The organism is Colwellia sp. BRX10-1 (assembly GCF_014077545.1).
Lineage (GTDB): Bacteria > Pseudomonadota > Gammaproteobacteria > Enterobacterales > Alteromonadaceae > Colwellia_A.
Genome location: NZ_JACGWC010000005.1, coordinates 179,019 through 201,094, shown reverse-complemented (window position 1 = coordinate 201,094; position 22,076 = coordinate 179,019). Strand labels below are relative to the sequence as shown.

The 22,076-nt window shown below is 38.1% G+C and carries 16 protein-coding genes and 4 tRNA genes; 7 read left to right on the top strand and 13 right to left on the bottom strand.

Translation table 11 applies throughout. The annotated features are described in order from the left end of the window. Positions 1-378: 378 nt before the first annotated feature. Entirely contained in the window at positions 379-1,566 is a 1,188-nt protein-coding gene (locus H4J75_RS07060; protein WP_182214254.1) for a YbfB/YjiJ family MFS transporter, read from the bottom strand. 385 nt (positions 1,567-1,951) lie between these two features. On the opposite strand from H4J75_RS07060, the gene H4J75_RS07055 reads away from it, so the two are divergent. Next, a complete protein-coding gene (locus tag H4J75_RS07055) occupies positions 1,952-2,725 on the top strand; it encodes a sulfite exporter TauE/SafE family protein (RefSeq protein WP_182214253.1) in 774 nt (257 codons plus the stop codon). A 202-nt stretch (positions 2,726-2,927) separates the two neighbouring features. Here H4J75_RS07055 and H4J75_RS07050 read toward each other — a convergent pair whose 3' ends face one another. From H4J75_RS07050 to H4J75_RS07040, 3 genes are all read right to left on the bottom strand, one after another. After that, positions 2,928-3,575 (bottom strand): DsbA family oxidoreductase, encoded by a 648-nt coding sequence (locus H4J75_RS07050; RefSeq protein ID WP_182214251.1) that lies wholly within the window; start codon positions 3,573-3,575, stop codon positions 2,928-2,930. A gap of 133 nt (positions 3,576-3,708) precedes the next feature. Further along, a complete protein-coding gene (locus H4J75_RS07045) occupies positions 3,709-4,215 on the bottom strand; it encodes a DUF6436 domain-containing protein (RefSeq protein ID WP_182214249.1) in 507 nt (168 codons plus the stop codon). Positions 4,216-4,219: 4 nt separating this feature from the next. Then, entirely contained in the window at positions 4,220-5,686 is a 1,467-nt protein-coding gene (locus H4J75_RS07040; RefSeq protein ID WP_182221724.1) for a methyl-accepting chemotaxis protein, read from the bottom strand. A gap of 389 nt (positions 5,687-6,075) precedes the next feature. Here H4J75_RS07040 and H4J75_RS07035 point away from each other — a divergent pair, with 389 nt between their 5' ends. After that, positions 6,076-6,549 (top strand): DUF2947 domain-containing protein, encoded by a 474-nt coding sequence (locus H4J75_RS07035; RefSeq protein WP_182214246.1) that lies wholly within the window; start codon positions 6,076-6,078, stop codon positions 6,547-6,549. Positions 6,550-6,577: 28 nt separating this feature from the next. On the opposite strand, the gene H4J75_RS07030 is transcribed toward H4J75_RS07035, so the two are convergent. The 3 genes from H4J75_RS07030 to H4J75_RS07020 all read right to left on the bottom strand — a co-directional run bounded on the left by H4J75_RS07030 (position 6,578) and on the right by H4J75_RS07020 (position 11,043). Further along, on the bottom strand, positions 6,578-7,627 hold the full coding sequence (locus tag H4J75_RS07030; RefSeq protein ID WP_070377248.1) for an AI-2E family transporter: 1,050 nt from the start codon (positions 7,625-7,627) through the stop codon (positions 6,578-6,580). Between the two features lie 105 nt (positions 7,628-7,732). Next, a complete protein-coding gene (locus H4J75_RS07025) occupies positions 7,733-10,306 on the bottom strand; it encodes an ABC transporter permease (protein ID WP_182221723.1) in 2,574 nt (857 codons plus the stop codon). Positions 10,307-10,308: 2 nt separating this feature from the next. Next, entirely contained in the window at positions 10,309-11,043 is a 735-nt protein-coding gene (locus tag H4J75_RS07020) for an ABC transporter ATP-binding protein (protein ID WP_182214243.1), read from the bottom strand. On the opposite strand from H4J75_RS07020, the gene H4J75_RS07015 reads away from it, so the two are divergent. Both H4J75_RS07015 and H4J75_RS07010 read left to right on the top strand, forming a co-directional pair. Next, the gene (locus H4J75_RS07015; protein ID WP_182214241.1) at positions 11,042-11,680 is read left to right on the top strand and encodes an arylesterase; all 639 of its coding nucleotides are present in this window, start codon (positions 11,042-11,044) and stop codon (positions 11,678-11,680) included. The two genes, H4J75_RS07020 and H4J75_RS07015, sit on opposite strands and share 2 nt — an antisense overlap. A 1-nt stretch (position 11,681) precedes the next feature. After that, positions 11,682-13,256 (top strand): cation:proton antiporter family protein, encoded by a 1,575-nt coding sequence (locus H4J75_RS07010; RefSeq protein WP_182214239.1) that lies wholly within the window; start codon positions 11,682-11,684, stop codon positions 13,254-13,256. A 423-nt stretch (positions 13,257-13,679) separates the two neighbouring features. Here the strand turns inward: H4J75_RS07010 and H4J75_RS07005 are convergent. From H4J75_RS07005 to H4J75_RS06990, 4 genes are all read right to left on the bottom strand, one after another. Then, positions 13,680-13,755, bottom strand: a tRNA-Glu gene (locus H4J75_RS07005). Between the two features lie 185 nt (positions 13,756-13,940). After that, positions 13,941-14,016: transfer RNA gene (locus tag H4J75_RS07000), tRNA-Glu, on the bottom strand. Positions 14,017-14,202: 186 nt separating this feature from the next. Further along, positions 14,203-14,278, bottom strand: a tRNA-Glu gene (locus tag H4J75_RS06995). A gap of 105 nt (positions 14,279-14,383) precedes the next feature. Then, positions 14,384-14,459, bottom strand: a tRNA-Ala gene (locus H4J75_RS06990). A gap of 412 nt (positions 14,460-14,871) precedes the next feature. Between H4J75_RS06990 and yvcK the strand changes: the two genes are divergently transcribed. Continuing rightward, positions 14,872-15,780, top strand: coding sequence for a uridine diphosphate-N-acetylglucosamine-binding protein YvcK (gene yvcK, locus H4J75_RS06985; RefSeq protein ID WP_182214237.1), 909 nt, complete (start codon positions 14,872-14,874; stop codon positions 15,778-15,780). A 73-nt stretch (positions 15,781-15,853) separates the two neighbouring features. On the opposite strand, the gene dcd is transcribed toward yvcK, so the two are convergent. Both dcd and apbC read right to left on the bottom strand, forming a co-directional pair. After that, entirely contained in the window at positions 15,854-16,450 is a 597-nt protein-coding gene (dcd, locus tag H4J75_RS06980; protein WP_070376602.1) for a dCTP deaminase, read from the bottom strand. Positions 16,451-16,501: 51 nt separating this feature from the next. Beyond that, the gene (gene apbC / locus H4J75_RS06975) at positions 16,502-17,599 is read right to left on the bottom strand and encodes an iron-sulfur cluster carrier protein ApbC (protein WP_182214235.1); all 1,098 of its coding nucleotides are present in this window, start codon (positions 17,597-17,599) and stop codon (positions 16,502-16,504) included. A gap of 105 nt (positions 17,600-17,704) precedes the next feature. Between apbC and metG the strand changes: the two genes are divergently transcribed. Continuing rightward, positions 17,705-19,822: a methionine--tRNA ligase gene (gene metG / locus H4J75_RS06970; RefSeq protein WP_182214233.1), complete on the top strand. Its 2,118-nt coding sequence runs from the start codon at positions 17,705-17,707 to the stop codon at positions 19,820-19,822. A 127-nt stretch (positions 19,823-19,949) separates the two neighbouring features. Continuing rightward, a complete protein-coding gene (locus tag H4J75_RS06965; RefSeq protein WP_182214231.1) occupies positions 19,950-22,076 on the top strand; it encodes a cation:dicarboxylate symporter family transporter in 2,127 nt (708 codons plus the stop codon).

Sequence of the window (22,076 nt, the reverse complement as noted above, 5' to 3'; positions counted from 1 at the left end):
AATACATCGAAAGTAAAGCGGTAACCATCGAAATGATATCGTATCAATATTCGTATGAAATAGGCACATGATCTGAACATCCTAATTATAGGTTTATTCAGACTTAAAGGACTATATTCGTATCTAAGAAGACATTAAGTTTTTCAACTCGTTATGTAAAGCGCACAAAGTGATCCTAAATATTCTGGTTGAATCTCAAGTATTATGACTGAAAAGTCGTTTTTTCAAAAAAGCCACCTTAACTGCATCCCTTTAAAAAACCACCAACCGTAAATGAGACTAATATCAATCGTTATGCGCAGTCATACTTGATAATAAACTTACCATTAACCTACAGTGCGCTTTATCTGTGCCTGCAGATAAAGCATAAACTAAAATCTACAGCATGGTTTGATTGGCTTCTTTGAAGTTTAGCTTGGCATAAGTCAATAACAAAATACCACCCGCAACGATAATAGCCGTTAAATATAAGGCATAGTTATAAGTAGTAAATTGTTCAATAAGTGCCACACAATACAAGGGGGCAATAATTTGGCCAAGGCCGTAAGCTGATGTGATTGCGCCCATGATAAAAACTGGGTTTTTATTGGACAGTTGGCCAGCAAAATTCATAAACAAAGCAACTAAACCTATAAATGTTGCGCCAAAAAACAAACCACTAATAAGGTTCATAATAATATTATTCGAAAAAGTAGGAATTAAAATACCAACAATCTGCAACAACATAGCGGCCATCATAATATTAATACTGCCAAAGCGATGTGCTAAACGCATCCATATAATGCAAGAAGGGATGCCAGCAACACCAACGGCTAACCATACATAGCCGCCATATCCTGCTAATCCGTCTAATGAATTGACGATATCAGGCAGAAATGTTGCTTGTACCACCATACCGATACCTTCGGTAAAGTAAGCCAAAATTAAGACAATAACCATAGGTGAAAAAAGCGTTTTATCAAACTTGTGTTTCACCACTTCACTGCTTGGTTGCCTATCAAACCTTAAGATATAAGCCGAATAGCAAGATAAAAAAGCGCCAAGGATAGCGAGTACTAGCCATGCATCTTTCCAATCGCCACCAAAATAAAATACCGCTCTCATAACTAAATCAGTAATGACAATTGAAAAACCTAAACCGCTAAAGTGGATACCCATCGCCTTAGTCTTATTGGTGTCTTTTAGCTTTAACATAACAACAGCAGAGCCAACAACGAGCGCCATTGCCGCACCAAATCCCGCCAATAATCGCGCAATAATCCATAGAGTATTATTTTCGGTAATGCCTAAAACAAAAGAAGAAAGCACACAAAGGCACAAACCAAATCTAAAATACCTAACCTTGGCATGTATATCTTTAATAAAAATAGAAAAAACAGAGCCCATCAAATAGCCAAGATAATTGATTGAGGCAAGTACACCAGCGAAGGCGATGCTGATTGACTCCTCTAGCATAGTCGGTAACAGCGACGTAAAAACAAAACGAGCGACACCTACCCCAACCACAAGGGCTAAGATACCTGCTAATAAAATTGAGTAGTTACTGTCTCGGTGAAATTGTGGCATATTTGTCCAAAAAACATTTCTTCGCTATATCTTACACTGTATAACTAAAGGGGTAGATAGGTAAATCACCAATAATGATAAATGCTATACAAGATAGTCATATAAATAATAATGACCAGAGACTTTATCTTTATAGATTATTTGGCACAAAAAAAATGAGTGCCAAGGCAATGATAATATTTAGTGCAATGAACAATTTTTCACGTAGGTAAATATTATCTCAATGTGCAACGTAATAGCCCCTTTTTATATAGCTTTACAGCGCTCCCGCCCCTTTATAACCCCCTTTAACTTTTAGATTATCAGTAAACTATATGTTGCTATTGGACTCAATTTAAATATGTTATCGTCTAGCTAATTTAATCGCTCAGGTTTATTATTTTTAATGTCATTTGAATTGATTTTTCTGTTCTTTGCCGGTTTTTTTGGTGGTGTGCTTAACTCAGTTGCTGGTGGCGGGAGCTTTATTACCTTCCCCGCACTTATTTTTGTTGGCCTTCCTCCCATTATCGCAAATGCGACCAACACTTTTGCCTCATGTGCCGGCTATATGAGCGGTACTTATGCTTTTCGAAAAGAGATTGCTGCTAATAAAGCTCAACTGCCACTTATTATAACAATCAGCGTGATCGGCGGTATTATCGGTGCATGGTTATTACTAAAAACACCTGAAGTGTTGTTTCGTGAGGCTATCCCTTGGTTACTGTTATTTGCGAGTGTATTGTTTGTTTTTGGCGGCAAGATTAATGCTGGACTTAAAAAATTGGCAGTCAATCACCAACATGCCTCATCAATAGGTAGTTTATTACTGGTCATTGTTCTGTTAGGTATCGCTATTTATGGTGGTTTTTTTAATGCCGGTTTAGGCATAATTACCCTTAGCTATCTGGCATTAGCTGGTCACACTAATATCAATACAATGAATGGCTTAAAGCTATTGATATCCTCAGCAGTATCAATAATTGCTATCACAGTGTTTATTTACAATGATGTGATTGCCTGGTATCAAGGAACTATTGTGCTATGTGGCACATTAGCTGGAGGTTATATTGCTGCAAATGTTTCACGCAAATTGCCACAAGCTAAGGTCAGGTATTTTGTTATTTTCGCGAGTATTATAACCACTCTGTATTTCTTTTATGATAGTTATGCGAGCTAACGTTTAGATAAGCTTTCGCCCCGCAACAGCCGGTGATATCAATGAGATGGTAAGTTAAGTGGCAGCGTTTATTGGTTAAAAATGTAACCAAAGCGCATTCGAATAAGAACCTTGTAAAACTAATAGCAGTTTATGTAAGGCCGATTAAATCCACTTAAATACCATTTGAACGTTTATTTATAAAGGGTTGTTAGGCCGTTTCTTAACTTTCTTTAGCTATTTCACGTAATGCTTGTTCAAAAACATCCGCTGGCTGACCACCACTAATCAAATGCTTATCATTGACTATCACGGCAGGCACTGAGCTTATGCCCATTGATTGATAATGGCGTTGCAAAGTACGCACCTCTTCTTCGTATTCATCAGACGCTAATATTTGTTGAGCCTTTTCTTTATCTAAACCAACACTTTGCGCTACATCGAGTAGCTTTTGATGATCACTGGGATCGCCACTCTCTTTAAAATACAGATCAAACAAGGCGAGTTTAAGTTCAGTCTGCTTATTATATTCTTTTGCCCAATGAAGCAGCCGATGTGCGTCAAATGTATTATATATTCGACCACCACCACGGTTACCAAATTCATAACCAAGCGCTAAACCTCGTTGCTTGATCATCAGTCTATTTTGCTCACTTTGTTCAACACTAATGCCGTATTTTTCGGTAATGTGTTCGGTAATATCCTGACCTTCTTTTGGCATATCAGGATTGAGCTCAAACGGTTGCCAGGTGATATCAACTGAAATATCATCCGCAAGTTTGGTTAATGCTTGATTTAAAGACTGGTAACCAATAATACACCAAGGGCAGGAAACGTCGGAGACAATGTCTAATTTAAGGTGTTTACTCATATTTTTTCACTTGAAATTTGTTGGTAAAATAACTTAAATTATTTGCAGCGTTTAAGCCGAGTAAAAAATAAGCTAAGTAAAGAAAACTAACCATGACAGTAAATGGTTAGCGATAGATTAACATAAAGTAGTTTTATACATTGCAATAACAACCTTTCGCTTCTTTAACAACAAGATTAGCGGCATAACCTTTTAAGTAGTTATTTAACATAGTCTGGGCATAGCCTGACGTTTGCGAGCAAGCTAAACCTTGCCCATAAGGACCAAAATAGACAACCTCTCCTGATTCATCTATTAGTGCTACAGAGGGCGTGGAGGGAATAACATTGTGCTCATTAATGACAACATTCTTTATTAAAAAATCATTAGCACCCGCCAGTTTATTGAGATCTTTAATATGTTTTTCACTGTACTGTTGGCATTTACAACTCGGTGTAGAGAAATGGAGTAGTGTTTTTTGACCCGTCATATTGGCCGGCTTGGCATAAGGTAACAAATAACCAGATAGCTCCTGATTTCCTACACCCGCTAACTTATTACTCTCATCAAACTCGACAAGCCTATCTTTTATCAGGTAACCAAATGCAGATAGCGTAAAAGCTATCCACACGGTAAGTACTCCCCACTGAAGTTTCGACATTAGTTTATTTAAAACGAGAAATATTAAGTGCCATTGCATTCGAGGTAACACTAACACTATCGGCCTCTGAAGCTAATGCTTGGACTCTTTCTCTGTCGACTAAAGCTGTATCTCTTAACGTTTCGGCACTTTTTGCTATATCTGCAGTGGTTACTGATTGTTGCTCAACCGCTGCGGCGACATTAATCGATATAGCACTGGCATGCTCCACGAGTGCTGACGCTTGAGCTATTTGTTTTTGAGCTTTATCAGCACTTTCAATGACCGATTGAACAATCCCAATACTATGGGTCATTGAATCTGTTGTTAACTTAGAGTAACTTTTTAACAGGGAAAGCGTTTGACCTATTTTGTCAGTACTTTCTTTAGTGCGAGTTGCTAACGCACGGACTTCATCGGCAACAACAGCAAACCCTCGACCTTGCTCTCCTGCTCTCGCTGCTTCTATTGCCGCGTTTAACGCTAATAAATTTGTTTGCTCAGCAATACCACTTATTTCAGATAATACCTTCGAAATAGCTTCTGTAGAGTTAGCGAGATCGTTCACTTGTTCGCTGGTCTTTTCAAGTGCAGATGTTAAGTTTTTGTTTTGATTATTAATGCTAATAATTTCTTCATTGGATGCCTTCGTAAAGTCAGTAGCTTCTTTCATCTGATCACTTAACTGAGTCGTTTCTTGCGCGATAGATGCTACTGTTACTGCCATTTCTTCTGCCGATGTCGCAATCACTTCAGTTTCTTGTTGACGCTGTGCTGTCGAGCTTTCAAGTTCTTCTTTGGTTCTATTTAAATTTTGTGAGTTAGCATTTAATTCGACAACTTGCTCTTTTACCCCTTGAATAACCTTTGATAATAAGTCTAATAATTCATTAAAAGACAATAAGGTTGTATTATTATTTGCTCTTGCCTTGATGCTCAAGTCAATCGCATTGACATCAACCGTTAATGAAGTCGCCACTAACGATAATTCTTTACCTGCTTCACTTTCTACTTTCATGGAATGTGCTATGTAGCCAGCAATAATAGACTCAGTAATAGCATAAACAGCATGTATTATAACGGTTGAGAAGAGCAATCTATCTTCGTCAAAGATATAAACACCCGTATCATTTACCTGCAAGTAGTAAAAAGAAAAATGGTGTACGGCAACAACAAGAATAGCCGTAATGAATACCCGCCAATCTTGAAAAATAATTAAAAACGCTAAAAGGATAAAAATTTCGAAATGAACTTCAATTAAGCCCTGTGCTTGATGAATATGCAAGGCTGCAAATATCATGACTGCGAGCGCTGAAACATGACCTGAAATAGCACCATCTCCGGCTGTTTTGTAGAAGTATATCGGCACAAGTAATGCAGGTAGGCCAATAATAAGTACTGATAGGTATGAATCATAGATGAAAGCCAAGAGCAAACTTTCAGCAAATAAAATACATAAAAGGTATGTAAATAGTGTGTTATTTTTATTCATTTTTATCCCGTTATACAGACATAATTAACATCAATTTCACTATGGTTAAAGTTCGACATATTAGGGTTCAATTGCTACCATCGCAAATAAAACCTAGCCCTGTAAATCTCTGAAATCCCTGTAAATCGCGCTTTAAATCAAGATACCATAACTTTAGTTCAATAAAATTGACAAATCAATATCATAAGTATTTAAGTCAGTTAATTTAATAGCTATTGGCTTAGTTAGATAATACCTAAGCGGTTAAATATTTATAAAAATATGTTTTATTTAGCTTGGCTATACAGGCGATATAAAAAATAACCCAGGTTCAAGATAAAAAACTCAATCATAATGGTGTATCATCTGCCTACTTCTGCTTATAACATTAAACCAATACTAGTGAATTCATGAATTATATTCCTTTAGATGACCTTAAAAATGCTTGGATTTTTAGACATAAAAGCCTGCCGATCAATGATAAAGATAAAACAAAAATAAAACCTATGGTTCAAGCACGAGCACAAGTTGTTTGGGATACCTTTATTAGTCGACAAGTCGACCATCCTGATTTTTTCAAAAAGGGTGATTGGCCATTTGAAGAAACAACTTGGCAGAAAACATTGGCATGGGAAAGTATTTGGGATAGTGAACAAGCAGAATTGCCTGCAGAAGTTGTTGCTCATTTAGCGTGGGACAATAATACCGTGGTTTATTTTTGTAGTGCAAAAAACAATGTTATTGAAACAACTTGGGCTGTTTTCCAGCGTTGTTGGAAGAACTTTCTTTTTATGGATGATGGACCACTTCTTATCGGCAAAAAGCGTAAAGAAGCGGTGCAATTTTTATCTAATGGTCAATGTAAGCTTGGTTTAAAAAAGTAAAGACAGATACAGCCAATTAAATTTAGGCTTAGCGCTTAACATGTTCAAGTTCGTTAATATCGTCTTCACCTGACAATAGCACAGCAAACCAACGACCTTCTTCTGCGTTCTCTAAGCCTATTTTAATGATCATGGTTAATGGCACCGAAAGTAACATCCCTACTGAGCCGAGTAACCATCCCCAAAAGATTAATGACAGAAAAATCACTAAGGTTGACAACCCTAAGCCTTTTCCTAAATAACGAGGTTCAACAATATTTCCCATCACCATATTAATAGTGATATAGCCTAAACCGATAAGACCGGCCTCAGGCAAACTCAATTGTAATACGGCCAGTGACATCGCCGGAACCGCTGCGATAATAGAGCCAATATTAGGAATATAATTAAGCAGAAAAGCAAGCACACCCCAAAGCAAGTAAAAGTCTAAACCAAACGCCCAGAGCATTATTGACACTATAATACCGGTAGCAATACTCACTAAGGTTTTAATCGCTAAATAGTTATTTACCGAGGTAAGAAAACGGTCTATTTGCTTTAAGCGCATTTCGGGATCCGCTAAAGCAAAATGTAACTTTTTAGGTAAAGACGAGGCTTCAAAAAGCATAAATATAACCGTGATGATAATAAGAAATAAATTGGCCATCACACTGCCTAATCCGCTAAGCATATCGGCTGCTAAGCCCATGGCTGCAGCGGGGTCAAAATATTCCATTAATAACGCTGACGATATAATAATATTTTTATCGGCTAACTGCTCAGTTATCCAAATAAACTGTACTCTTAATTGCTCGCGATATTCAGGTAATTTAAGGGATAGTTCGGTGAGTGATTTTCCAACTAACCCCGCAAGAGATAAAGCAACAATAACGAACAAGGCTATGACTAAAAGTACCGCTATTACTTTTGGTATTTTATAACGGCTAGCGCGGGCAATAAGCGGGTTACAAATAATAGCGATGAAAACAGAAAGTAAAAAAGGTACTAAAATATTAGCAGCCGTTTTTATCCCTGCAAAAACAATAAACAGTGCTGCGGTTACTACTAGCATTTTTACTGCACCGCCTGATTTTTCCATTAATCCCATAGTGTTAACTTTATCATTTAAAAAACCTTACTATACCCGAAACTTAAATCTAGTGTTAATAAACTTAAGTTTCGATTGTTAACAAGCAAGCGCGGTTTACATTGTTCGACGGATCAAGGTCAAACTTGACATATTCAATAATCGCCAACAACTTAGCATGCCCATGATACCAACAAATCCAGCGCCAGCAGCGATACCCACTAACCAGTAATTGAAATGAAAGCTCGCCGACATTTCAAAGACTTGCGTTTGCAAGAAAAACACCGCTATTTCCATCGCAATACTCGCCATTAACCCCGCAACAGCGCCAAGTGCAACAAACTCAAACAATACGCTATTTCGCAGTAGTGAACCTTTCGCGCCTAAGGTACGCAATATCGCTAACTCTCGCTCACGCTCTTCCATACTTGCTTGCACTTGTGCAACCAACACTAAACTACCCGCTAAAATAACTAACACTAAAATAAGTTCAATCGCGATTGAAACTTGCTCTATCATGCTGGTCAGTTGTTTCATAATTGCACCAAAATCCATAATTGAGATGGTAGGATATTGGCTTAAAAAGCGATAAACTTCATTTTTTTGTTGATCTGATATCATCCACGCCGAAATAGAAGTGGACTCTATATCGATAACGGCAGCTTCATTGAAAATCATAATAAAATTTAACTGTCGACTCTTCCAGTTAACGTCGCGAATACTAGTAACCGGCACAGTGAATTCGTCAGTACCAATAGTAAAAGTGAGCTCATCGCCAAGTTTAACATCTAAACGTTCAGCCATACCTTTTTCCATAGAGACTTGTGGTAAAGTATCCTCTATTTGCCACCATTGCCCTTCGATAACTTCATTGGTCAAAGGTAATTGCTCTTGCCATGTTAAGCTTAATTCACGGCCAGCACCTTTTCGCTCTTTTGGCTTTTCTTTATCCTCTACCTTGGGTTTGTCTGTGTCGGTCGTTGCTGAATCTTTATTCTCATCCTCGTCAATTTTGACTGTTTTTTCACCATTAATCGCTGATAAACGTCCTCGAAAAATAGGATAAAACCCCTGATTATCGAGATTGAGCTGCTCGGTAAAAGCTTGCAGTGGTGCAACTTCTTCATTGGCAATATTAAGTAAATAATGATTAGGCGTGTTTTCCGGGAACTGTGCTTGCCACTCATCAATAATTGAACTTTTCATTACCGTTATTAGTAGTAATAACTGAATAGCGATAGTAAAACTGACTAATTGCACACTATTTTCATTGGCGCGGCGCTTTAAGTTTGCTAAAGCCAGATGCCAAGCTTTACCGGCTTTAGCACCAGCACTTCGCCCTGCCCCCATGATTAATCGCCCTAAAAGCAATAAAACACCAGAAACTAATATACCACCTAACAACAATGACAAACTCATAACGAGATCGCGACTAAATAACATCAGTAGCGCAAAGAGTGCCAGTAGTGGGATCACTTGATGCCAACCAAACCTTGGTAATTCATTTTTGCTAAAACCGCGAATAACATCGAGTGGTTTCGTTGAAATTAATTCAGTAATAGGATGAATGGCAAAGGCAACCGCACAAAGCACTCCCGTTATCACAGCAGTGATAAATGGTTTAAACGTTAGTTGGCTTTCATCTAATGACAAGTAGCTTTCTATAGCACTCACACCGGCGAGCATCAGCATATAACCAACAACAAGCCCTACTATGATACTTATTAAGCTAAGTAAGCCCCAGTGCAGCATATACAATTTTTTTACATGAGACGTTGAAGCGCCTAACGCTTTAAATACTGCAACCATAGGTTGATGACGTTGCCCATACCGTCGACTGGCAACCGCAACAGCAACAGCAGCAAGCACAATACCTAACATACTGGCTAACGATAAAAACTTCTCTGAGCTGTCTAAGACCTTTGATAGACGGTTTTTTGCTGATTTAGCATCGTACCAATTTTGAGTTTCATTGAGTTGTGGCTTTATCCAGGTTTCAAATGTTTCAATATCGTCACGCTCCCCCGCAAACATATATTGATAATAAACGCGACTGCCGGGCTTTATCAACTGGGTTTTCTCAATATCTTTAATATTAAGAAATATAGTGGGTCCGGCAACAAACATACGGTATGAACGGTCAGGAATTTCTACAATAACACCGGCAACAGTCAGCGGGAGAACCCCGACCTCTATTGTGCCACCGATTTTAACATCAAGACGGCTAAGAATACTTTCTTCTACATAAGCCGTTCCTTGTTGTGGCGCGCCAACCGAGCTGGGTATTTCTTGATCTAGCGACGTTTTAACAAGAAGCTCGCCGCGCAAAGGATATTTTTCTGAAACAACATCAAGTTCAGATAACAGCATGTTATCACCTGAAAAAACCATAGAATCGAGTAATATTTTCGAGGCGACATTGAGCGATAAACTATCACTTTTATCAAGGTATTCGGTCGGTATTACTCGGTTAGAGCCCAGCACCCGATCGGCTGCTATGGTGTTAGCGCTGTTGGTGATGATAGCTTGCTTAATTTGCTCTGAAAAACCCGTTAATGAAAATACTGTGCCGACTGCGAGAACAATCGCTAAAAATATAATGGTTAAGTCACCGCGGCGAAACTCATGATGTAACAGTCGTAATGATTGTTTAACCCAAGTCTTTGATGGTTTTACCCTTAATTCAGTCATCGTTAACCTACTTTCATATGAGCAGGAAGTTCATCTTGATTGGCGTTGTTGAGATTAACCTCTTGTAAAACGCCGCTGTCCATTTCAACTTGACGTTGACAGCGCTGGGCTAATTTTGGATCGTGAGTAACCAATATTAAGGTGGTGCCATGTTTTTCATTTAATTGAAAAAGTAAATCGGCGATATGAACGCCTGTTTTGGTATCTAAATTGCCCGTAGGTTCATCGGCGAATAATACGTCGGGCTTGGTAATAAAAGCGCGAGCAATAGCGACCCGTTGTTGTTCACCACCCGATAATTGTGACGGATAGTGTTCAGCACGTTCACCAAGGCCTACAGCATCAAGTAACGCCAGTCCTTGTTGTTTTGCATCAGGTAAATTTGCTAATTCAGCCGGCAACATAACATTTTCAAGTGCAGTTAAACTGCTAATTAATAAAAATTGCTGGAAGATAAATCCAACGTGATCTGCTCGTACTTGACTACGTTGCTCTTCATTAAACTGGTGCAATGGGTGGTTTTTAAGATAAACTTCACCTGACGTAGGTAAATCTAAGCCCGCTAAAATAGCTAACAAGGTTGTTTTTCCTGAGCCTGATGAACCTACTATTGCTAATGTTTCACCTGTATTGACCGTTAGGTGAACAGGTTGAAGTAGATCAAGAGTTTTCTCTTCTAACTGCACAGACTTAGTTAACGCACTTACTTTTAATATGGCTTCGGAATTTGACTTCATGAATAAACATCCCATTTATATTTTGTTTTTAAGCTTAATAGCTTTAATTTCTATATCTTTTTCGACATTGGCTAACCCTTCAGCCAAGCATTCTATTTTACTACTAGGTGATAGTGTTAGTGCAAGCTATGGAATGAAAGAAAACCAAGGCTGGGTTCACCTGCTAAATACACAATTAACTACGCAAAAAAGTCCTTATAAGATCACTAATGCTAGCATTAGTGGTGAGACTACAACAGGCGGTTTATCAAGGTTACCTGGGATATTAGCCAAAGAAAAAGTTGACCATTTAGTGATAGAACTTGGTGGCAATGATGGTCTTAGAGGCTACTCACCAAAGAAAATTAAAAATAATTTGTTACAAATGATAAAGCTCGCTCAAGATAAAAACATTCCAGTGTCACTCTATCAAATCAAAATCACCCCAAATTATGGGCCTCGTTATAATAAAATGTTTGAACAAGTATTTATTGATGTTGCCGCTGAAACTAACATTAACTTGTTACCTTTTTTTGTTGAGCCATTAGTCACCGACGCCAGTTTAATGCAAAAAGATGGCATTCATCCCAATGTTAAAGCTCAGCCAATTATTGCTGAATTTGTTGCTAGTCAGTTTACAGAAATCATGGAAGAATAATATGGATTTTATTTGGATTCTATTTGCCTTTGGTTGTGGGATGGCAGCAAAGTCATTTTCATTACCACCATCAATTGGTTATCTCTTTGCAGGGTTTTTACTAAATTTTCTCGGTTTTCAAGCCGACGACAGTATCAATACATTAGCAAACCTAGGCATCACCTTAATGTTATTTACTATTGGTTTAAAACTCAATGTTAAAGACTTATTAAAAAAAGAAGTCTGGTTAGGTAGTTTGTCTCATAGTGTCACTTGGGTGTTAATCGGTGCTTTGCTGCTAAAATTACTTGCCCTTGCTGCTATTAGTTACTTTGCTGACTTGTCTTTTTACACCTTAGGGTTAATTATTTTTGCCTTGAGCTTTAGTAGTACGGTTTGTGTCGTTAAGCTGATGGAAGATCACGGCGAAATGCGCACGCGCCACGGTAAATTAGCCGTGGGAATTTTAGTGATACAAGATATTGTCGCGGTAATATTTTTAGTGGTGGCGACCGGTAAGTCTCCAACATTATGGGCTTTACTGTTGTTGAGTGCCTTTTTTATAAAGCCGTTAATCAATAAACTTATTGACCAAGTAGGTCACGGTGAACTTATTCCGCTAACCGGATTTTTCTTAGCCTTTGGTGCCTATGAACTTTTCGAGTTAGTGAGCATTAAAGGTGATTTAGGCGCCCTGCTCGTCGGGATGTATTTGGCTTCGCACAGTAAAGCCAGTGAAATTAATAAATCATTGATGGGCTTTAAAGATCTCTTTTTAATTGGTTTTTTCTTATCTATTGGTTTTACCGCATTACCCACAGTAGAAATGCTTGCGATGGCAGGCTTACTAACTTTACTTATCCCTGTAAAATTTTTCTTATTCTTTTTCTTATTCACACAATTTAAATTACGTGGCAGAACCTCTTATTTAACAGCACTAGCATTAAGCAATTTTAGTGAGTTTGGTTTGATCATCGCTTCGCTATCAACAAAAAATGGCTGGTTAACAAATGATTGGTTGGTCATTTTGTCCTTGGCTGTTTCCTTATCGTTTATTATTACTAATATCACTTATAACTTTGCTCATCGGATTTTCACCCGACATAAATTGTTTATTTGTAAATACGAAAGAAAAAGTAAACTCAGTGAAGATAACTTTATACAACCTTGTGATGCACCGATTGTTGTAATTGGTATGGGTCGCGTTGGTATGGGCGCTTATAAAGCTTTAGACAGCCAGGCTACGGGTCAAGTATGGGGATTAGATGCCGACCAAGGTAAGATCGCTTGGTTGAATGATAATGACGTGCAAGCATTTTGTGGTGACGCGGAAAATATTGATTTTTGGGAAAATATAGAAATAGAGAAACTAGAGTTAATCTTGCTCGCCCTGCCAAAAATTCAAGATATTAAAAATATAACCTTACAATTAAGACATGCAAATTATCAAGGTCAAATAGCGGCTATTGCTCGGTTTGATGATGAGCGCCAAGAAATTGAAACCTTTGGCGTAGATAAAGTGTTTAACTTCTATACTGAGGCTGGCGTTGGTTTTGCTGAGGAAAGCTTAGCGATGATCAAACCGAATAAGCAGTAATATAACGACTTGAACCAGTACTCTGGCCACTAAAGATTGATTGCTAATAAGTAACAGATCATCCTGTTACTTTGCTTTTACTATCGCCTTTAGGCTGCTCAGTAAACTCATAAGACTGTCAGATGGTGAACCCAGCGACTAAAGATCACTGGGTTTGATCGACGATGTTCGATAAAATAGTGGTACCACGACGTAAAAGCTAAAGCATCTTAGCAGACAAACTCGAAAAAGGTGATCCTACGTCACTTTGTATGTTACAAGCTTAGCAATGTAACACAGGATTGCTTAAATGCTTAAAATAGGCTTAAGGTAATATTCTTATTGAAACATCAAATTTCAGGCATAAAAAAACCGACAATAAGTCGGTTTTTTTATATCACTTATAGCACTGACTCTTTAGTAACTGGTTACATAAAAAATAAGTGGCATCCCTAAGGGGATTCGAACCCCTGTTACCGCCGTGAAAGGGCGGTGTCCTAGGCCTCTAGACGATAGGGACACTAAAACTATTGAGTAAGTAAACATTGAATAAACAAGGTTTAGCTACTTAGAAAAGCATCAAACAAGATTTTCATCTCGCTTTTATGATTGAAACATTCTTCAATCAAAGGAAACAACAAGACCTAGTTTGTTATACCCTTTTTACCTATTCATTAACTTCCAATAAAGGAAATAAAAAATAAGTGGCATCCCTAAGGGGATTCGAACCCCTGTTACCGCCGTGAAAGGGCGGTGTCCTAGGCCTCTAGACGATAGGGACACTAAAACTATTGAGTAACTGAATATTGAATAAACAATTTTCAATTACTTAGAAAAGCATCGGACAAGATTTACATCTTGTTTTTATCATTGAAAACATTCTTCAATCAAAGGAGATAACAAGACCTAGTTTGTTATACCCTGTTTACTTATTTAATTACGGCCAATATGGCGATAAAAAAATAAGTGGCATCCCTAAGGGGATTCGAACCCCTGTTACCGCCGTGAAAGGGCGGTGTCCTAGGCCTCTAGACGATAGGGACACAAATACTATCGTGAAAAGTAAACTTTTCTATTTTAAGTGATAAAAAACACTTAAAACCAATATTATTTAAATAAAGATTAACTTAATTAAATAACTTAAAACTTGGTGGAGCTATGCGGGATCGAACCGCAGACCTCTTCGCTGCCAGCGAAGCGCTCTCCCAGCTGAGCTATAGCCCCGCTACAAATTAATAACATGGCCTAATATGCTATAAATTCATTGCCTAACAAATGATTAATCACTCGTTGAAAGCGAGGCGCATTCTAAGCACCCGTCCTAAAACTGTCAACTATTATTTTAGATAAAAAGGTGTTTTTTGCAAAGTTTTTAGTTAAGTGTTTACTTAAACATCAACTTGACTATTTTTTGTTTAATCAGTGATTTATCAATATCAACTTTTCGAAAGCGCTTTTATTTATCTGCAATTAAGCGATGTCACTAATGTTAAACGATTATTTATCTACAAGGTGCTATTTTTTCCTTAATTTCAAAAAATACATCTAGGCAAGCTCAATGAAATAAGGGTTTATAGTTTCTTTATGACAAAATTGGGGTTAAAGTTGTACTAAGATATAATAATAAGAATTTTTCATGCAGCTAGAAAAGCTAAATGTTGTCGCTATTGGTGGCGGACACGGTTTAGGTCGTGTGTTATCTACTCTCTCTTTTTTAAAAAAGCAGTTAACGGGTATAGTAACCACAACCGATAATGGAGGCTCTACTGGCCGTTTACGCAGGCGCAGTAGTTCTATTGCTTGGGGTGATTTACGTAATTGCTTAACATTGCTTGTTGATGAGGACTCTGTTGGCAGCCAGTTATTTGACTTTAGATTTGATGGGCAAGATGAACTCGGTGGTCACAATCTAGGTAATCTTATTTTATATGCCTTGGGGAAATTGCAATCTCGGCCACTTGATTCGATAAAACTTGTCAGACGTTTATTAGGGGTTAGAACGCCTTTATATCCGATGTCAGAGACACCAACCGATCTAATGGCCTTCTACCCTAAGGGACGTTGTAAAATAGGTGAACTCTCGGTTGATAAAATGCCGATAATGCCAGAAAAATTATTATTGGCCCCGTTGGTTAAAACCTTGCCTTTGTGTATTGAGTCAATAAGGTCTGCTGATTTGATTATTTTAGGCCCTGGGAGCTTTCTTACCAGCGTTATTCCACCCTTGTTAGTGCGAGATATTACTAAAGCGATTCAGGCAAGCTCAGCTCATTGTGTGTTTATTGAGAACTTAGCTCCAGAAGACAGTCCTGCCGCAGCATTATCATTAGATGAGAAACTTAATTGGATCAAAGAAAATATTGGCTGCTTACCTATTGATAGTGTTATTTGTCAAAATGAAACGGTTACATCTACCATTTTGCCCGTTATTCATTGCGACCTTTCTAATGGTTCAGACAGTCATAACCATGATAAAGAGAAACTGTTACAGGCATTAAAACTTTGCATAAGTGGTATTGATAAACAAAATAGTATTTCTGCCTAGTTTCTAGACTGCTGATAAAAAGCCGTAAAATGATCATTCATTTTACGGCTTTTTAGTTTTTAGTTTTTAGTTTTTAGTTTTTAGAAGCTTCGTCTTGACTAATACGGCTAGCAACAGCACCTGTTTGATTTTTATATTTTGCATCTTCACGTTTATTATAAGGACGTGCAGCGCTTGAAGACATAGTTTCAAAGTTTAGTGCCGCTATCTTCATTTTAGGGCGAAGTGCCAAGGGAAGCTTACCACTATTATAAAACTCTAAAACAATCTGCCCAGACCAACCAGGATCGATGCGATGTGCGGTAACATGGACCATTAAGCCCAAGCGCGCTAATGATGAACGACCATCCAACCAACCAACGATATTATCAGGTAGAGTGACCGACTCATAGGTAACCGCTAGCGCTAATTCACCTGGATGTAAAAAGAAAGCCTCACCATCAGCGATAACAATTTCATCACTCATCACTGAGTCCATCGCTTTTTGCATTTCAGCTTTGGGACCACTTAAGTCGATATAAGGTGCGGTATGATCTTGAAAAACGCGAAATTCGTTACCTAAACGAATATCAACACTTACCCCTGAAATCATACTGCTATCGGGTGCAGGGGTAATAATAATTTCACCTCTTTCAAGCGATGTTTCTATGTCTTTGTCGGACAATCTCATGTTAGTTCTTCTTACGTTATTACTTTAAGGTTAGGGAATTAGCTATAAAGGCTAATCTTCAATCAATAGTTTTGCGGTATTTGGACTGCGTGAATCCAACTGCAGATATAACTGTGCAGCGATAGTTCGCGCTATCTTACGGTATTGCTCACTGATGTTACTAGTGTTATCTGTTAATAATGGCGAAACCCCTTGGTCTGCATCGCGACGAATACTGACATCAAGCGGCAGTTGTCCTAAAAGTTGCGTATCATATTTATTGGCAACCCGTTGACCTCCACCTTCACCAAACAAGTGTGATTGATGACCACAATTTTCGCATTGGTGATAACTCATATTTTCAATAATACCGAGCACAGGTACTTTTACTTGTTCAAACATCGCAATACCCTTTATCGCATCAGCCAGTGCTATATCTTGTGGTGTGGTAATAACCACAGAAGCTGCCACGGGTACTTGTTGTGATAACGTTAATTGAATATCACCGGTGCCTGGGGGCATATCAACAATTAAATAATCTATACCTTGCCAATCAGTTTCGTTGAGTAATTGACTAAAAGCTCTGCTTGCCATTGGGCCTCGCCAAACAGTTGCATCATCTTCATCGACTAAAAAACCCAGCGACATTGCGCTTAAACCATTAGCATTTATTGGCGTGAGTAACTTACCATCATCAGAGCTAGGCTTTGCTCCTTTTAAACCCAGTAATGTAGGAACTGATGGGCCATAAATGTCAGCGTCTAAAATGCCAACCGAGGCTCCTTCTGCGATTAACGCATAAGCAAGATTAACTGCTGTCGTCGACTTCCCTACTCCACCTTTTCCAGAGGCAATAGCAATAATATTCTTTATACCTAAGAGTTCATGGCGGCGAACCGGCTTAACATTGTACTTAACATCAAAACGAACGGTCTGCTTAACTTCTTTAGTAAGCATTTCAGTTAATAATTGTATTTCACTATTGCAAGGGAAAGGTAAAGACAATTTAATGACAATATCATTACCTTTTTCTAAGGTAATTTCAGGGTCAATATCAGGATATAGAATTCCTTGAGGAAAATTTTCACTTCGATAACGATTTAAGCTATCAACAAGCGTTTGTTTAGCGTCACTGGGGAGTGTTTTTGACGAAAATATCTTTGAGAACATTTTAAAAGGCACTTTATCGCGTTTAGGCAATAATTATTAATGAAAAGTAATTACAAATTCTGTACCATTCCCCTCATAATTACCACCAATAAATGTAAACTTTATATGTCGTTATCAGAGTCATCATCAACTGCTAAAAATAAACGTAAAATTCTTGTAACTTGTGCGCTGCCTTATGCCAATGGCTCTATTCATTTAGGTCATTTACTCGAACATATTCAGACCGATATTTGGGTGCGTTTTCAACGTATGCGCGGCCATGAAACTTATTTTGTTTGTGCTGATGATGCCCATGGCACGCCTATTATGCTTAAAGCGCATGAGTTAGGGGTAACACCTGAAGAAATGATCAATGGTGTCCGTGAAGAGCATATGAGCGACTTTGCAGACTTTCATATTAGTTTCGATAACTATCATTCAACGCATAGTCCAGAGAATGAAGCGTTTGCTCACGAAATTTATAATCGTTTGCATGCTAAAGGTCATATTAAAACTAGAGTCATCTCTCAACTATACGATCCAGAAAAAGGGATGTTCTTACCTGACCGCTTTGTAAAGGGCACTTGTCCTAAGTGTCAGGCAGCCGATCAAAACGGCGATAGCTGTGACGAGTGTGGCGCGACGTATTCGCCCACTGAAGTGCTAAACCCGCGTTCAGTTGTTTCTGGCGCAACACCAGTATTAAAAGATTCAGAGCACTACTTCTTTGACTTGCCTGCTTTTAGTGAGATGTTGCAAGATTGGACACGAAGTGGCGCATTGCAAGATGAAATGGCTAATAAGTTAGCTGAATGGTTTGAGTCTGGTTTACAACAATGGGATATTAGCCGCGACGCTCCTTATTTTGGCTTTGAAATACCCAATGCTCCGGGCAAATACTTTTATGTCTGGCTAGACGCTCCTATTGGTTACATGGGCAGTTTCAAAAACTTATGTGATAAAACCGGTATCGATTTTGATGCATTTTGGGCGCTTGACTCGGAAGCTGAGCTCTACCATTTTATTGGTAAAGACATTATATATTTTCATAGTTTATTCTGGCCAGCTATGCTCGAAGGTGCAGGTTTTAGAAAACCAACGGCAGTGCATGCTCATGGTTTTGTTACTGTTAATGGCGCAAAAATGTCTAAGTCTAAAGGTACCTTTATTAAAGGTCGTACATATTTAGATCATTTAAACCCTGAATATTTACGTTATTACTATGCCGCTAAATTAACCCATAAAATTGATGATTTAGACTTAAATCTTGAAGATTTTGCCCAACGAGTCAATTCAGACTTAGTGGGTAAAGTGGTTAATATTGCCTCACGTTGTGCCAGTTTTATCACTAAACGCTTTGATGGTATGTTGTCAGAAAACATTGACAACCCAGCTCTCGCTGAAGAGGTCATGGCGGCAGGTGACTCTATTGCAGCTCACTATGAAGCGCGTGATTTTGCCCGTGGTATGCGTGAAATAATGGCATTGGCCGACAAAGTTAACGAATATATAGCCGTAAAAGAACCATGGCAGTTAGTGAAAGATGAAACTAAGCAGCAAGAAGTGCAAGACATCTGTTCGCTAGGTATCAATATGTTTCGTACCTTAATGATTTATTTAAAGCCGGTATTACCCGTATTAGCCGATAGCACAGCGACGTTTTTAAATGATGAATTAACCTGGGAAGGACATAAAAAATTATTGACGAGCCACAAGATCAATAAATTTAAAGCCTTACTACAGCGTGTCGACATGGATAAAGTTAACGCAATGACAGATGCATCGAAAGACAATTTACTTGTTAAAGATGACGCTGAAAAACCGGTAAAAAAAGCGAAAAAAGAAAAAATCGTCGATAATAGTGCGGCTCTTAATGATCCATTAGGGTGTGATCCTATTAGCGAAGAAATTCAATTTGACGATTTTGCTAAAATTGATTTGCGTATAGTAAAAATCATTAATGCCGAGCATGTAGAAAAAGCTGATAAACTGTTACGTTTGACCCTTGCTCTTGATTCAAAAGAAGAAGGTGGTGAAACACGCCAAGTGTTTGCCGGTATTAAGTCAGCGTATCAACCAGAAGATTTAATTGGTAAACATACCGTGATGGTTGCTAATTTGGCGCCAAGAAAAATGCGTTTTGGTATGTCTGAAGGCATGGTGCTTGCGGCAGGCCCTGGTGGTAAAGATTTATGGATATTAAATCCTGACGACGGTGCACAACCGGGTATGCGGGTGAAATAACAACCCTCAGTTAGCTGTTAATACCAAAGAAATAAAAGCAGTGAACGTTCACTGCTTTTTTGTATTATAATTTTCAAATAGTTCGTTACAATCATTATGGCAAAATACTTATGAGTACAATATTTTAATGTTGTTTGTTAAACCACCGTTATTAGTACAAATTATCTTAGCGATGTTTCTTGGGTTGTTGATGGGGTATTACTTTTCAACCGAATATTCAGTGATTGATAACACCGCCAATGCTTTTGTTACTGCCCTGCAAATGACCGTACTGCCTTATATTGTGCTATCACTGGTTGTTGGTATAGGTGGGCTTACCCCGAGTAAAGCCAAAAAGGTCTCTAAACAAAGTTTATTGATTATCTTAATGATGATAGCGGTCGTACTATTTTTTATTTTTAGCACCCCTTTGTCCTTTCCTCAATGGCAACATGCCGAGTTTTATTCTAATAACACTATACAATCTGTGCCAGAATTTAGCTTGGTTGACTTATTTATCTCGGCAAACCCTTTTAATGCCTTAGCAAATACTTTAATCCCTGCGGTAGTTTTTTTTAGTATCTGTATGGGGCTTGGTTTAATGAAGATAAAATCTAAAAGACAAACCTTGTTAATGCTTTCAAACTTACAACAAGCAACCGCAAACATTAATGGTTTTATTATGAAATTTGCCCCCTTGGGTATATTTTGTATCGGTTGGCGTGCCGCTGTTACTCTTGATGCAAGCCAACTCGATGGTTTAGTTGTTTACATGCTTAGTGCAATAGTTTTGGTAACTCTGCTTTGTTTTGTGGTATTCCCCGCCATTGTTGCAACGGTCACCCCTTTTGGTTATCGAGAAATAGTTAGTGTGTCTCGCGAGCCAATGATCACTGCTTTCGCTACGGGCAGCTTCTTTTCAGTATTGCCCGTGATTGTTGAAAACACTAAAAAATTACTTAAGCAAAAATATCCTCAAGATAGCGATCTTGAAAAAATATCAGAGATTATTGTGCCAATATCTTTTAGTTTACCCGTCGGTGGTAAGCTACTTGCTTTACTTTTTGTGCTCTTTGCCGCTTGGTTCTCTGGTGCCCATATTTCTTTTACTGATCATATCAATCTAGTCGTTGCTGGCTTGCCACAGTTATTTGGTAGCACAACATTAGCGATGCAAAATTTACTAGAATTGTTTAATGTTTCCGGTGCTATGTTCGACTTTTATTTAGTGGCAGAGAACCTTATTGGCGCTCGGTTAAGTGCTATTTTTTCAGTGGTATTTTCTAGCTGTTTACCGCTATTAATTGCCACGGCAATGTTAAAGCGCTTTACTATAAAATGGCGTGTACTGCTGCGTAACTTAGCGATAATTCCGCTTGTTTCTGTATTGGCATTTATCTCCTTACGTTTCAGTTTTGACACTATAAGTCACCAGTATCAAGGCTATACCAAATTTATAGAGCGAGACTTTTTGTTCACTGGTGTTGAAAGCAACTACCTCGAAAACAGCCCTGCGAATGTTGTTACCAAACCTACATTTTCTCCTGTGCTAAAACGAATTCAACAACGTGGTTTTATTAGGGTTGGCTATTTCAGAGATGACTTACCTTACGCCTTTCATAACAATAACGGTAAGTTGGTCGGTTTTGATATTGAAATAATGAATCAACTCGCCATTGACCTCAACGTAAATGTTGAATTTGTAAAAATATTTCATCATCAAGCGGAAGCACTCTTACAATCAGGCTATTTGGATATCACGACAGGTATTCCAGTTATCCCAGATAATATGACTAAGTTCACCCTTACGGTGCCTTATTCTCAGCAATCACTAGCCTTTATTGTAAAAGATGAAAGACGTGTAGAGTTTAAGCAATGGTCTAAAATTATTGAAAATAAAGCGCTGATTATCGGTATACCTGAAACTTTCTTTTACCAAACAGCTGTTGAACGCAACTTTATTCATAATAAGGCCTGGAAAATATCAACACCCAGATTATTCTTTAAAGAAAAGCACCAACATTTTGATGGTATGCTATTTGGTGCTGCAGCAGCTTCTGCCTGGACATTATTATATCCTGAGTACACAGTTATTGTGCCTAAACCTGTCTTAGCACCTATATCTATGGCATTCCCGATTAATCATAACGATCAAGCTTTTGAACTGTTTATGCGTAATTGGATAAATATGAAACAACAAAGTAACGTTATTGATAAATTATTTAATTATTGGATCAGTAATAAAGCCCCTGTTAAAGCAAATATAAGTAAGTAA